Origin of the sequence: Zhihengliuella flava (genome assembly GCF_015751895.1) — a bacterium.
Classification (GTDB): domain Bacteria; phylum Actinomycetota; class Actinomycetes; order Actinomycetales; family Micrococcaceae; genus Zhihengliuella; species Zhihengliuella flava.
In genome coordinates this window covers 223148-235542 of the sequence record NZ_JADOTZ010000001.1, presented here as the reverse complement: position 1 = coordinate 235542, position 12395 = coordinate 223148, and the positions used below count along the sequence as shown (strand labels likewise).

Sequence of the window (12395 nt, the reverse complement as noted above, 5' to 3'; positions counted from 1 at the left end):
GTGGGCAGTGCCGGGGAAGAACACGCGGCGGCAGCTGCGTCATCGATGAGCCAGCACGACGACGACATCACTGACCGCCATGGTCTGGCCGGCGTGCCCGATGGCTTTCAACGACTCTGGACCCCGTATCGCATGGCCTACATTCAGGGTGGGCAGGGCCAAGTGAAGGATCCGGAGACCTGCCCCTTCTGTCAGGGCCCGCACCGCAGTGACGAGGAGTCACTGATTGTGCATCGGGGCACAACGGCGTTCGTAGTCCTCAACCTGTATCCATACAACCCCGGCCACTTGCTGGTCTGCCCGTACCGTCACGTCCCCAATTACACAGACGTGACGCCGGACGAGACAGCCGAGGTCGCCGAGCTGAGTCAGCAAGCCATGAGAGTCCTGACCCACGTCTCGCAGCCAGCCGGGTTCAATTTGGGCATGAATCAAGGCGCGGCTGGCGGCGCCGGCATCGCTGCTCACCTGCATCAGCACATCGTGCCCCGGTGGGGAGGCGATGGGAATTTCTTCCCGATCATTGCCCAGACAAAGGCCATTCCGGCAACACTTTCCGATGTGCGCCAGCAACTGGCCGATGCTTGGAACTCGGTGTCGTAGCGCTGATGCTCAACACGTACGCGCGCGATGTCGTCACCCGCATCATGTCCCCGTTGGCGCGCTGGCTCCTCGCGCACGGCGTCACACCCGACGCGGTGACCTGCGTGGGAACCGTGGGGGTCATGGCGGCTGCCCTCATCCTCTACCCCTTGGGCTATCTCTTCGCCGGGACCATGGTGATTACGGTCTTTGTTCTGGCGGATTTGCTGGATGGCACCATGGCTCGTCTACCGCAGTGGCGGGAGCGGTCTGGCTCACACGCAGCCGCGCGTCAGTGGGGTAGCTTCCTTGATTCGTCCTTGGACCGTCTGGCTGATGGGGCGATCTTTGGGGGGATCGCCCTGTGGTATTTCACGACCGGCCAAGCACCAGCCACCGGGGCCGCCGCGGTGGCCTGCCTCTTTTTGGGAAGCGTGGTGTCCTACGTGCGGGCCAAGGCGGAATCTCTGGGCTACGACGCCAACGTGGGCATTGCCGAGCGGGCCGAGCGCCTCGTCGTTGCGCTCACCGTCGTCGGCCTCGATGGGCTGGGGTTGCCACCGGTGATCGTGCTTGTAGCCTTGACGGCCCTCGCGGCGGCCAGCGCCGTCACCATTGTCCAACGGGGACTGCGGGTGCGGCAGCAGGTGCGCGAAGCTTTGTGATACATCCATCACCGGGGAGTATCATGGCGCTGCGGGAAAGGCGTGTCACGGAAGGTTATGTGGCAGTCCTCCGCCCCCAGAACATCCGTAGGCTGGGGAGCACCTCTTGAGACCCCTTGTGAAAGGACGTACTTCGTGTCCACTAACGAAGCAGCGCAGGCGCCGGTGACCGGAAGCAATCGCGTGAAGCGCGGTATGGCGGAAATGCTGAAGGGCGGCGTCATCATGGATGTTGTCACCGCCGAACAGGCCCGGATCGCCGAGGATGCCGGCGCCGTCGCCGTCATGGCACTCGAACGAGTTCCTGCCGACATTCGCGCCCAGGGCGGCGTCTCCCGCATGTCGGACCCGGACATGATTCAGTCCATCATCGACACGGTCTCCATCCCCGTCATGGCGAAGGCGCGTATTGGCCATTTCGTCGAGGCGCAGGTTCTGCAGTCGCTCGGCGTCGACTACATCGATGAGTCGGAGGTCCTTTCCCCGGCGGACTACACCAACCACATCGACAAGTGGGATTTCACGGCACCTTTCGTCTGTGGTGCCACCAATCTGGGCGAAGCACTGCGCCGTATCAATGAGGGCGCCGCGATGATCCGCTCGAAGGGTGAAGCGGGAACGGGCGACGTGTCGAACGCGACCACGCACATGCGCCAGATCCGTGCCGACATCGCGCGCCTGTCCTCGCTGCCGAAAGACGAGCTGTATGTGGCTGCCAAGGAGCTCCAAGCCCCTTACGAATTGGTGCGTGAGGTAGCGGACACGGGCAAACTTCCCGTGGTCCTCTTTACCGCGGGCGGCATTGCCACCCCGGCCGATGCCGCCATGATGATGCAGCTCGGCGCGGACGGCGTCTTCGTCGGTTCGGGGATCTTCAAGTCGGGCAATCCCGCTCAGCGCGCCAACGCCATCGTCAAGGCGACGACGTTCTACGACGATCCGACGACGATCGCGGATGTCTCACGAGGCCTGGGGGAGGCCATGGTTGGCCTCAACGTCGATGAGATCCCAGAGCCACACCGCCTGGCAGAGCGCGGCTGGTAATCCCTCTTCGCGCGGCGGGCTCCTCGTCCCGCGGTTTCGTGTCAAGCGATACCGCGGGACGACGTCGTCTGTGGCCCGTTTAGGCGAGCCGCAGGCGCCGGCCTCGCCCGAGGTGCTCCAGCCCACAGGCGCTGAAGAAGGCTGCCGACTGTGGAGTCCCGGCCGCGACGACGCGGGGGAGTGGTCGGCTCGCGTCGGGCTCTGCATCGACCGCCACGGGAGCGGTCAGCGCCTCCACCAGCGCCGCGACCATTCGCTGCCCGACACCTTGGCGCCGTGCCTCCGCGGCAACGGCCAAGGAATGCAGTGAGATGGCTCCGTCTACGGTGAATTGAGCGAATCCTCGTCCGACGAGTGTTCGATCCGCCCGCCGGGCGGTGACGTGCTCGATTCGGCGCGCTGCGGCGTCGGGGCGGCGACCCGAGGCGGGGTGTGGCTCCTTCCACGCGGAGGCGACGCGCAGCTCCGCGGCATCGACCCCAGTGGCCTCCGGCACGTCGAGGCTCACACGGGCCCGGCCCTGCCACCCAGTGGCAGCCGACGTGAGATCAGTGGGGTGGGGCGAGCCGACGTACCACAGCAACTGGGCGGAGTCGCGGAAACCAGCGGCCTGCAATTCTCGGTCGGCAGCGGCCGCATTAACGAGGGCGTCGACGCGCTGTGCGCCAAGGCGCGTGCCTTCGGCGAGTCCGGGGCGTAGCCCGGCCTCGGTGGCGGCGGACGGAAACAGCAGTACCAAGCGTCGCCGAGCCGGTTGCCACGCCCAGTCGCAACCGTGCGTGCTGAAGACCTTGCCTCCCGTCGCGAGTGCGAGGGCGCGCTGCCAATCGGCTTCGGCGTTTTGTGCTGCCTGCAAAGAGATCACCGCCCTATGCGCCTTCCTGCTCTGCCCCTCAATCGGTGAGGCCACGACGGATCAGGAGGGGCTCTACGCGTGGATCGCGGCCCCGCACGGCACGGAACGAGTCCATGGGGTCCCGCGTATTTCCACGGCTGAGCAATTGGCTGCGGAACTCGTCACCGCAGGCGCGCTGGAGTCCACCGTTCTCGGTAAACCAGTCGACGGTGTCCGCGTCGAGAATCTCGCTCCAAATGTAGGAGTAATAGCCGGCAGCGTATCCTCCGTCAAAAATGTGCTTGAAGTATCCGGTGCGGTACCGGGACGGAACGAGGTCAGGATCGAGGCCGGCATCACGCAGGGCCTCGTCTTCAAACGCCAGCGGGTCTTCGACCGTTTCCCCTGGACCGAGGCTGTGCCACGCCAAGTCGAGCACGGCGGCGGAGAGGTACTCAGTCGTGGCGTAACCTTCGCCCCACAGTGCCGCCGCCTCAATTTTCTCGAGCGTCCCGTCCGGCAATGCTGCTCCTGTTTCAACGTGCCGCGCATAGCCCGCGACGAGTTCAGGATGCAGCGCCCACATCTCGTTGACCTGCGAGGGGTATTCCACGAAGTCCCGCGGGACGTGAGTCCCGGCAAGTTGCGGGTACCGCGCCTCGGAAAAAAGCCCGTGCAGCGCGTGGCCGAACTCGTGAAAAAGAGTCCGGACTTCGTCGAGGCTCAGGAGCGACGGTGTTCCCGGCGCCGGGGGTGCGTAGTTGAAATTGTTCGTGACCACCGGCAACTCACCGAAGGCGCCGATCCCATCCCGGATGGAGTTCATCCACGCCCCGCCGGCCTTGGTGGCCCGCGCAAAGAAGTCTCCGAGGTAGAGGCCCAGTGCGCTGCCGTCGCCATTACGCACCTCCCACACGCGAACGTCTGGGTGGTAGACGGGCAAATCGAAGCGTTCGTGGCACGTGATTCCGTACAGGCGCCGGGCCGCCTCAAAGACGCCGTGCTCCAGCACCTGATTGAGTTCGAACCAGGGCCGCAGGGCGGCCTGATCCAGGTCGTAACGTTCCTGCTTGACCAACCCGGAGTAGTAGGCCCAGTCCCACGCGTGAACAGGCAACCCGGCATACTGCTCAAGCGCGAGGTGCTCGGCGCGCGCGTTCTCCACGGCGCGCGGGATCAGCGTGGCCAGCTGGTCTCGCACGGCCTCCAGATTGGGAGCGGTTTGCGCATCGATAACGTACTCAGCATGGTTTGAGTAACCCAGAATCCCGGCACGTTCGGCCCGGAGCTCCGCCATTCTGCGCGCGATGTCCAGCGTCGCGTGTTCACCGGCTTGGCCGCGGGTCACGCTGGCTTCGAAGAGTCGCTTCCTGGAGGATGCCTGAGTGAGGCGATCAAGCAAGGGTTGACCGGTCGGCAGCACCAGCGTCAGGAGGTAACCGCCGTCGTATCCTGCATCGACGGCGGCCTGAGCCGCCGAGGCGACGTCTGACTCGGATAAACCGGTGAGGTCGACGAGATCTTCAAAGTGGACTGCCGCCGCATTCTGCCCGGCGAGGAGTTTGCGCGAATAGGTGGACCCCAATTGGGTCAACTCGGCGTTTAACTCCTTGAGGCGGCGACGATCGGTACCTTGGACGTCCGCACCAGCATGCCGGAAGGCGCGCAGGATTTCTTCCCGGAGGCGCGCGTCCTCTCCCGCGAGGTCACCCGCATCCACCGCGGCCAGTCGAGCGTACAAATCTGCGTTGAGATGCAACGCATCGTGATGCTCGGTGACGAGCGATTGAATCTCCGCCGCCGCATCCAAGAGGTCGTCGGTGCCGTGGGACGGTTTGACGTTGTAGAAGGCCTGGAGTGCCCGGCGCAACGTCTCCCCGGACAGTGCGTAGGGAACCAGCGTGTTCTCAAAGGTTGGTTCACCAGCCGCCGTCGTGATGGCTTGAACCTCCGCCTCTTGCTCGCGAATCCCCGCCGTGACTGCCTCGAGGTAGTGCTCGGCGGTCAACACCGCGTAGTCGGGCATGCCAAACGGCAGAAGGCTTGGTTCTCGAAGCGGATTACTCATGCAGCAAGTTTTTCACAGATGGCGCCGTGTGTCGGGAATCATGCAGCATTAGGGCCCGCATTCGCGGCGAGGGGGACAACAACCGTAGTGTAGGTGCCTCTATCAGCTCCGCAGGAAGTACGCACCACGATGACCACGACACCTGATATTTCGCCGTCAGCGCTCAACAGCCCGCTCGTGGGGGTTCTGGCTCTGCAGGGCGACGTCGCGGAACACCAAGTGGCCTTGCAGGCTGGCGGCGCCGCGACACGCCGGATTCGGCGTCCCGAGGACCTCAAGGGAGTGGACGGACTCGTGATCCCTGGCGGCGAGTCCACAGCGATCGACAAACTGTCCCGGGCGTTCGGTGTCGCCGAACCCTTGCGCGCCCTAATTCACCAGGGATTGCCCGTCTATGGCTCCTGTGCGGGCATGATCTTGTTGGCCGACGAGATCGCGGATCCAGCCTGCAACGCGGCGGGGGAACCTCAGCAGACTTTTGGCGGGCTCGACGTGACGGTCCGGCGCAACGCGTTTGGACGTCAGGTCGACTCATTCGAGGAGGAGATCCCGATGCCCGCGCTGCTTTCGGTGCCGGGGGAGGCCTCGGCGGCGGACCCCGCCAACGTGCGCGCCGTGTTCATCCGTGCACCGTGGATCGAACGGGTAGGATCCGACGTCGAAATACTCGCCTCAGTGCCCCTGCCGGGGCGCGCGGGGAACGATGACGCCGCGCAGGTCGATAGAATCGTTGCCGTGCGCTCGGGGAACCTACTGGCCACGAGCTTTCACCCAGAAGTCACGGGCGAGCGCAGGATTCACCGACTTTTCATTCAGATGATCAAAGGAGACGCTTAGGTATGTCAGGCCATTCCAAGTGGGCAACGACGAAGCACAAGAAGGCAGCAATTGACGCCAAGCGCGCCAAGGCCTTCGCGAAGCTGACCAAGAACATCGAGGTGGCTGCACGTGCTGGCGGTCCGGATGTCGAGGGCAATCCGGCGCTCGAACTCGCCGTGCAGAAGGCCAAGAAGCAGTCTGTTCCCAACGACAATATCGACCGTGCGATCAAGCGTGGCGCTGGCTTGACGGGCGAGGCGGTGGATTACGCCGAGATCATCTACGAGGCCCGAGGACCGCAGGGTTCGGCACTTTTGGTCGAATGCTTGACGGACAACAAGAACCGCGCTGCAGCGGAAACCCGGACGGCCATTACCCGCTCAGGCGGGACCGTGGCGGACCCGGGGTCCGTGAGCTACCTCTTTGCCCGCAAGGGGGTCGTTGCTCTGCCCAAGGGGGATCTCTCCGAGGACGATCTGCTGCTGGCCGTCTTGGATGCTGGGGCTGAAGAGGTGCAGCTCTCGGGGGACACGTTTGAGGTGATCTCCGACCCCTCCGATCTGCGTGCCGTGGTGGAGAGTCTGGAAGAGGCTGGCATCGACTACGAGAGCGATGAGGCCGAATTCGTGCCCTCCATGAAGGTCGAGCTCGACGCCGACGCTGCGAGGAAGTTCCTCAAGCTGGCCGATGCTCTCGAGGAACTCGACGACGTGCAGAACGTGTACTCCAACGTGGACATTTCCGCGGAGGTCATGGCCGAGTTGGAGCAGGACTAACCTGTGCTCCGCGTCGTCGGGGTCGACCCCGGCCTGACCCGGTGCGGGTTGGCCGTGGTCGACGTCGAGCCCAATCGGCGAGCCACCCTCATCGACGTCACCGTCGTGGGCACCAGCGCCGAAGAGTCGCTCGATCAACGACTCTTGGCGATCGCGCACGGAATCGATGCGTGGCTGGACCGGCATCGCCCCGATGCCTTAGCGGTTGAGCGCGTGTTCAGCCATACAAATGTCAGCACCGTCATGGGCACCGCCCAGGCCTCGGGTATTGTGATCGCCGCTGCGGCCCGGCGGGGCATCGCCGTCGCCCTGCACACGCCCACTGAGGTGAAGGCTGCGGTCACGGGATCCGGGCAGGCGGACAAAGCCGCCGTCGGTCGCATGGTTGCCAAGATTCTGCGCCTCGACGCTCCTCCCAAGCCAGCGGATGCGGCCGACGCAGCCGCACTGGCGATCACCCATGGGTGGCGGGGAGCGGCCCCGGGATCCCACGCTTCGGCCACCCGGACCGGTGGCTCGAGTGGGCTGACTGCCGCCCAACGTGCGTGGGCGGAAGCCGAGGCCGCAGCTCGTCATGGTTCGCGACGCCGCTGACACGGCGCTCAAATGGCCAGTCTGCGAGCCTCGGCAGGTAAGCTCTTCGTAGATATGTTCGTATGGCGACTTTGAGGCTGTGAATGATTAGTTCCCTGAACGGCACCGTCGACGTCGTTGGCTTGCACTCCGCCGTGATCAATGTCAACGGCTTCGGCATGCTCGTCAATGCCACCCCCGAAACCCTCGCGGGCCTGCGCGAGGGGGAGCAGGCGCGGATCTACACCACGATGGTGGTGCGCGAAGACTCCATGACCCTGTTCGGGTTCACCGACACGTCAGCCCGCGAGGTCTTCGAAGTTTTGCAGTCGGTGTCCGGTATTGGGCCGCGACTGGCTTTGGCCGTTTTAGCCGTGCTGTCTCCTGAGCAAGTGCGCGTGGCCGTGACCGAGTCGGATACCAAGATGCTGACCAAGGTGCCCGGTGTGGGGCCGAAAGTGGCCCAGCGCATGGCCCTCGAACTCGCGGGCAAGCTGGCGCCAACCAGCACGGGGACAGATCACGCGGCCCAGCCGGCCGCCGAAGACCTCTGGCGCATCAATGTTCTCGATGCCCTCACGGGTCTGGGCTGGAAGGAACGAGACGCTGTCAAGGCCGTGGATGCGTTCGCGGAGGACCAGCCGGAGCTGGTGTCGAGCGGCGATCTTCCAGCGATCCTCCGCGCCGTTCTGGCCGGCATCGGCAAGAGCCGGGGAGGGCGCTAGCCCATGGGCGAGAATCCGCTAGTGTCCAGCACGAGCGAACCCGAGGAACGCGTTCTCGAGGCCGCCCTCCGTCCCAAAAATTTGCATGACTTCGTGGGGCAGCAACGGGTGCGTGAGCAACTTTCACTGGTTTTAGAGGCCGCGCGCATTCGTGAACGAACGTCTGATCACGTCCTGTTGTCCGGGCCCCCGGGGTTGGGCAAAACCACGCTGGCGATGATCATCGCCGCTGAAATGAATGCCCCGTTGCGCATCAGCTCAGGACCGGCGATTCAGCACGCGGGCGACCTCGCAGCGATCCTCTCCTCCCTCACTGAAGGCGAGGTCCTCTTCCTCGACGAGATTCACCGCATGAGCCGGCCAGCGGAAGAAATGCTGTACATGGCGATGGAAGACTTTCGGGTCGACATCGTGGTGGGCAAGGGCGCTGGCGCCACAGCCGTTCCCCTCGAGTTGCCTCCGTTCACGTTGGTGGGCGCTACCACGCGCGCCGGACTACTGCCCGGTCCGCTACGAGACCGCTTCGGTTTCACCGGACATCTCGAGTTCTACTCCGTTGACGAACTCGAACTCGTCCTACGGCGTTCAGCCATGCTCATGGACTTGAAGGTTAATTCGGCTGGCTTCACCGAAGTCGCGTCCCGATCGCGCGGAACTCCCCGTATTGCGAACCGACTCTTGCGCCGTGTGCGTGACTGGGCCCTCGTGCACCAGATCGAACAAATAGATGCCCGCAGCGCGTCGCAAGCCCTCGAGATGTATGAGGTCGATGCCAGAGGGCTGGACCGACTTGATCGGTCGGTGTTGTCCGCATTGTGCACCAAATTTGGGGGCGGGCCCGTGGGACTATCAACGCTGGCCATCGCCGTCGGAGAGGAAACCGAGACGGTCGAAACCGTGGCCGAGCCCTTCCTCGTCCGCGAGGGGTTGCTGGGGCGCACGCCTCGCGGCCGCATCGCGATGCCGGAAGCCTGGAGCCATCTGGGCCTCACGCCGCCCGCCGGCGTGTTTGACGTGGGGCAGTCCACGCTTGACGTCGACGAGTGATCTGACGGATCGCGCCCGGCTCGGTACAGTGTTAGGTGCAGCTATGGGTTCGCTCTGCGCGCATTGTCGCCGCGGTCACAGAGTGGGCCGCTAGACTGGCGTGCGGCCCGCTCAGCGCACCAGCCGTGCGTCCCGAGCCAGCTGGGGTGTCGCCAGCGTGCAAGCGCTGGCCACCCGCTACATCGTTTCAACCGTAGAACAGGTACAGACTCTTGACTTCGATTTCTCTGGCAGTCGCCGAGGGGACGAACGCCGCCGCTGGCGGGTTCAACCCGATGAACCTTATTCTTCTCGCCGCCTTTGCCTTGCTCATCTTCATGATGTTCCGCAGCCGGCAGAAGCAAAAGAAGGCGCAGGAGGAGTTGCAGTCAAAAATGCAAGACGGCGCCCGCATCATGACGAACTTTGGGTTGTTTGGCACGGTGGTGAGCCAGCGTCCGGAGGAGAAGCAGGTCATCATCGAGATTGCCCCCGGGACCCAGGTCACCATCCACTCGGGCGCCGTCGCCCGCGTGCTGGAGGAGACTCCTGTGGTATCTGACGACGAGGACACGAACTAGTCGTATGAGCTCAACGTCACCGGTGCGGCACGCTCGCCGTGCCTTGATCTGGCTGTGCGTGCTGACCGTTGGCTTGCTCGGAATCCTGATCGCTGGCGTGTCCAGTGGGCAGGCGCAAACGACGCCGAAGCTCGCCCTCGACCTCGAGGGCGGCACGCAAATGATTCTTGCTCCGCGCGTCGACGGCAATGAGAGCATCAACGACGAGCAGCTCCAACAAGCGGTGGAGATTATTCGCCAGCGCGTGGACGGTAGCGGTGTGTCCGAGGCCGAGATTTCCACGCAATCGGGGCGCAACGTCGTCGTCTCCTTGCCTGGAACACCGGATGCGCAGACTCGTGAACTGATCCAAGCCTCGGCCAATATGGAGTTCAGGCCGGTCATCATGGCCGGTAGCTATGGGGCGACTCCTGAGGCAGAGCGGTTGGCGGACGAGGAACTGCCGGAACCATCAGGCGAGCCCGAGAACGCATCAGACACCAACTGGATCACCCCGGAGCTCTACCGCGAGTTTGAGGCCTTCGACTGCGAGGCCGCCCTCCAAGAGCGATCCATCGAAGCGGCAGACCCGGAACAGCCCACCATCACGTGCGATCCGGAGATGATGGTCAAGTATATTGTCGGTCCCGTTGAGGTCGACGGCGATCGCATTGCCGATGCAAACTACGGCCCGGCGCGTAACTCCCAAGGCTTTCAGACGGGCGGATGGGCTGTTCAGCTTTCCTTTGACTCGACGGGGGCTTCCGAGTTTCGCGAGGTCACCTCGCGCCTCGTGACCCTTCAAGGGGCCCAGAACCAGTTCGCGATCATGCTCGATGGGCTCGTGGTCTCGGCGCCCACCGCTAACGCGGTGATCCCGGACGGAAACGCTGAGATCACGGGTAACTTTACGGAGGAATCCGCGCAGCAATTGGCCGAGCAGCTCAAATACGGCGCCCTGCCGATCAGCTTTGACATCCAAAGTGAACAACAGATCTCGGCCACTTTGGGAGCCAACCAGCTCCAGATGGGCCTCATCGCTGGCGTCATCGGCCTGGTGCTGGTGGCCGTGTACTCCCTCTTCCAATACCGCACTCTGGGCTTGGTGACCCTGGCCTCGCTCGTGGTCGCCGGCATTCTCACCTACCTCGCCTTGGTGCTCTTGGGGTGGTCAGCGAATTATCGCTTGTCGTTGGCGGGCATCGCCGGCATCGTGGTCGCCATCGGCCTGACGGCGGACTCGTTCATCGTCTACTTCGAGCGAATTCGAGATGAATTGCGCGATGGCCGAAACCTCGTTTCCGCCGTTGAGACCGGATGGTTGCGCGCGCGGCGGACGATCATCGCGTCGAAGGCTGTGAATCTCTTGGCGTCCGTCGTCCTGTACGTCATGGCCGTTGGCAACGTGCGTGGGTTCGCCTTCACTTTGGGGCTGACGGCCATTGCCGACCTCATTGTGGTGTTCCTCTTTACCCATCCCGTATTGCAGCTCTTGGCCCGGACCAAGTTCTTTGCCTCGGGGCATAAACTTTCTGGCTTGGATCCGTCCTTGTTGGGTGTCCAGCCGCTCTATCAGGGTGCCGGGCGCGTCCGCGGGCTCGGCAGCGCAGCAGCGCGTGGCTCAGACGGTAGTTCATCGCGAGCAGCAGGGGATGCCGGAGGACGTTTGACCATTGCCGAACGTCGCCGCGCTGCAGCTGCGGAGTCCGCAAAGGAGGACGACCATGCGTAAGGTCGCTCAATGGGGCAATGATCTCTATACCGGCAAACGCTCCTACGCCTTTGTCGACAAGAGAATGCTGTGGTTCGCGATCGCCGGGGTGCTGCTGATTGCCTCGATCCTCGTTCCGGTCGTTAAGGGCGGATTCAACCTCGGAATTGATTTCCGGGGTGGATCTGAGTTCACGGTCTCCTCGGTGGCAGACCCGGACGTGTCCATAGGTGAGGAGGCGGTCCTTGGAGTCGTCGACGCCGAAGGTCTGCGCGTCACGGAGCTGACGGGGGATTCGGTTCGCGTTCAAACTGACCGCATGTCCGACGACGAGACGTTGGCCGTGGCCGAGGCTCTCTCAGAGGCCTATTCAGTCACCAGCGAAGAAGTGACTAGTACCTACATCGGACCAACGTGGGGAGAGGACGTCTCCCGGCAGGCCCTGATCGGACTCGTCGTCTTCGTGGTGCTGGTCGCCGTGCTCATGGCCATTTACTTCCGCACATGGAAGATGTCATTGGCCGCCATCATCGGCCTGATGGTCGTCGTGGTGGTGACAGCGGGGATCTATGCCGTGACGGGGTTCGAGGTGACGCCCAGTGCCATTATTGGCTTCCTGACCATCTTGAGTTACGCGCTTTACGACACGGTGGTGGTGTTCGACAAGATCCGTGAGAACACGGCTGACTTCGAAGAACAACGTGAGCGGACCTTTGGTGAACAAGTGAACTTGGCCATCAATCAAACGCTGGTTCGATCAATCAACACGTCCGTCGTGGCCATCTTGCCCATCGGATCCATCCTGTTCATCGGAGCATTCCTCCTCGGTGCTGGCACCTTGCGCGACCTCGCACTGGCCCTCTTTGTGGGCGTGATCGTCGGCACCTTGGCGACCTTGTACATTCAAGCGCCGCTGTACGCGCACTTGCGCGCCAAGGATCCCAAGATTCTGTCCCACACTGCAGAAGTCATGTCCCAGCGCGAGTCGCGTCTCGCCTAGGGCCTGCATCA

The 12395-nt window shown here is 63.6% G+C and carries 13 protein-coding genes; 11 read left to right on the top strand and 2 right to left on the bottom strand.

The window, feature by feature from the left end:
• Positions 1 to 45: 45 nt before the first annotated feature.
• The 3 genes from IW252_RS01205 to pdxS all read left to right on the top strand — a co-directional run bounded on the left by IW252_RS01205 (position 46) and on the right by pdxS (position 2291).
• Positions 46 to 603 (top strand): HIT family protein, encoded by a 558-nt coding sequence (locus IW252_RS01205; RefSeq protein WP_196837030.1) that lies wholly within the window; start codon positions 46 to 48, stop codon positions 601 to 603.
• A 5-nt stretch (positions 604 to 608) separates the two neighbouring features.
• Positions 609 to 1247, top strand: a complete 639-nt coding sequence (gene pgsA, locus IW252_RS01200; RefSeq protein ID WP_196834902.1) for a phosphatidylinositol phosphate synthase — start codon at positions 609 to 611, stop codon at positions 1245 to 1247.
• A 135-nt stretch (positions 1248 to 1382) separates the two neighbouring features.
• Entirely contained in the window at positions 1383 to 2291 is a 909-nt protein-coding gene (gene pdxS / locus IW252_RS01195) for a pyridoxal 5'-phosphate synthase lyase subunit PdxS (protein WP_196834901.1), read from the top strand.
• 79 nt (positions 2292 to 2370) lie between these two features.
• On the opposite strand, the gene IW252_RS01190 is transcribed toward pdxS, so the two are convergent.
• Both IW252_RS01190 and IW252_RS01185 read right to left on the bottom strand, forming a co-directional pair.
• The gene (locus IW252_RS01190) at positions 2371 to 3156 is read right to left on the bottom strand and encodes a GNAT family N-acetyltransferase (protein WP_196834900.1); all 786 of its coding nucleotides are present in this window, start codon (positions 3154 to 3156) and stop codon (positions 2371 to 2373) included.
• A gap of 28 nt (positions 3157 to 3184) precedes the next feature.
• Complete coding sequence (locus IW252_RS01185; protein ID WP_196834899.1) at positions 3185 to 5194, bottom strand: M3 family metallopeptidase; 2010 nt, start codon at positions 5192 to 5194, stop codon at positions 3185 to 3187.
• Between the two features lie 129 nt (positions 5195 to 5323).
• Here IW252_RS01185 and pdxT point away from each other — a divergent pair, with 129 nt between their 5' ends.
• The 8 genes from pdxT to secF all read left to right on the top strand — a co-directional run bounded on the left by pdxT (position 5324) and on the right by secF (position 12384).
• Complete coding sequence (gene pdxT / locus IW252_RS01180; protein WP_196834898.1) at positions 5324 to 6031, top strand: pyridoxal 5'-phosphate synthase glutaminase subunit PdxT; 708 nt, start codon at positions 5324 to 5326, stop codon at positions 6029 to 6031.
• A gap of 2 nt (positions 6032 to 6033) precedes the next feature.
• Positions 6034 to 6789, top strand: coding sequence for a YebC/PmpR family DNA-binding transcriptional regulator (locus IW252_RS01175; protein WP_196834897.1), 756 nt, complete (start codon positions 6034 to 6036; stop codon positions 6787 to 6789).
• Positions 6790 to 6792: 3 nt separating this feature from the next.
• Complete coding sequence (gene ruvC, locus IW252_RS01170) at positions 6793 to 7383, top strand: crossover junction endodeoxyribonuclease RuvC (protein WP_196834896.1); 591 nt, start codon at positions 6793 to 6795, stop codon at positions 7381 to 7383.
• 83 nt (positions 7384 to 7466) lie between these two features.
• Positions 7467 to 8087: a Holliday junction branch migration protein RuvA gene (ruvA, locus tag IW252_RS01165; protein WP_196834895.1), complete on the top strand. Its 621-nt coding sequence runs from the start codon at positions 7467 to 7469 to the stop codon at positions 8085 to 8087.
• 3 nt (positions 8088 to 8090) lie between these two features.
• Complete coding sequence (gene ruvB / locus IW252_RS01160) at positions 8091 to 9134, top strand: Holliday junction branch migration DNA helicase RuvB (protein ID WP_196834894.1); 1044 nt, start codon at positions 8091 to 8093, stop codon at positions 9132 to 9134.
• A 212-nt stretch (positions 9135 to 9346) separates the two neighbouring features.
• Entirely contained in the window at positions 9347 to 9694 is a 348-nt protein-coding gene (gene yajC, locus IW252_RS01155) for a preprotein translocase subunit YajC (RefSeq protein WP_196834893.1), read from the top strand.
• 4 nt (positions 9695 to 9698) lie between these two features.
• Positions 9699 to 11405, top strand: a complete 1707-nt coding sequence (secD, locus tag IW252_RS01150) for a protein translocase subunit SecD (RefSeq protein ID WP_196834892.1) — start codon at positions 9699 to 9701, stop codon at positions 11403 to 11405.
• Positions 11398 to 12384 (top strand): protein translocase subunit SecF, encoded by a 987-nt coding sequence (secF, locus tag IW252_RS01145; RefSeq protein ID WP_196834891.1) that lies wholly within the window; start codon positions 11398 to 11400, stop codon positions 12382 to 12384. The genes secD and secF overlap by 8 nt, the downstream gene beginning before the upstream one ends.
• The last annotated feature ends 11 nt before the right edge of the window (positions 12385 to 12395 follow it).

Excerpts from the sequence above, each read along its gene's own strand:
- pgsA (WP_196834902.1), top strand. The coding sequence starts at position 609 with ATGCTCAACACGTACGCGCGCGATGTCGTCACCCGCATCATGTCCCCG.
- pdxT (WP_196834898.1), top strand. The coding sequence starts at position 5,324 with ATGACCACGACACCTGATATTTCGCCGTCAGCGCTCAACAGCCCGCTC.
- secF (WP_196834891.1), top strand. The coding sequence starts at position 11,398 with ATGCGTAAGGTCGCTCAATGGGGCAATGATCTCTATACCGGCAAACGC.
- secD (WP_196834892.1), top strand. The coding sequence starts at position 9,699 with ATGAGCTCAACGTCACCGGTGCGGCACGCTCGCCGTGCCTTGATCTGG.
- ruvB (WP_196834894.1), top strand. The coding sequence starts at position 8,091 with ATGGGCGAGAATCCGCTAGTGTCCAGCACGAGCGAACCCGAGGAACGC.
- ruvA (WP_196834895.1), top strand. The coding sequence starts at position 7,467 with ATGATTAGTTCCCTGAACGGCACCGTCGACGTCGTTGGCTTGCACTCC.
- IW252_RS01175 (WP_196834897.1), top strand. The coding sequence starts at position 6,034 with ATGTCAGGCCATTCCAAGTGGGCAACGACGAAGCACAAGAAGGCAGCA.
- IW252_RS01185 (WP_196834899.1), bottom strand. The coding sequence starts at position 5,194 with ATGAGTAATCCGCTTCGAGAACCAAGCCTTCTGCCGTTTGGCATGCCC.
- IW252_RS01205 (WP_196837030.1), top strand. The coding sequence starts at position 46 with ATGAGCCAGCACGACGACGACATCACTGACCGCCATGGTCTGGCCGGC.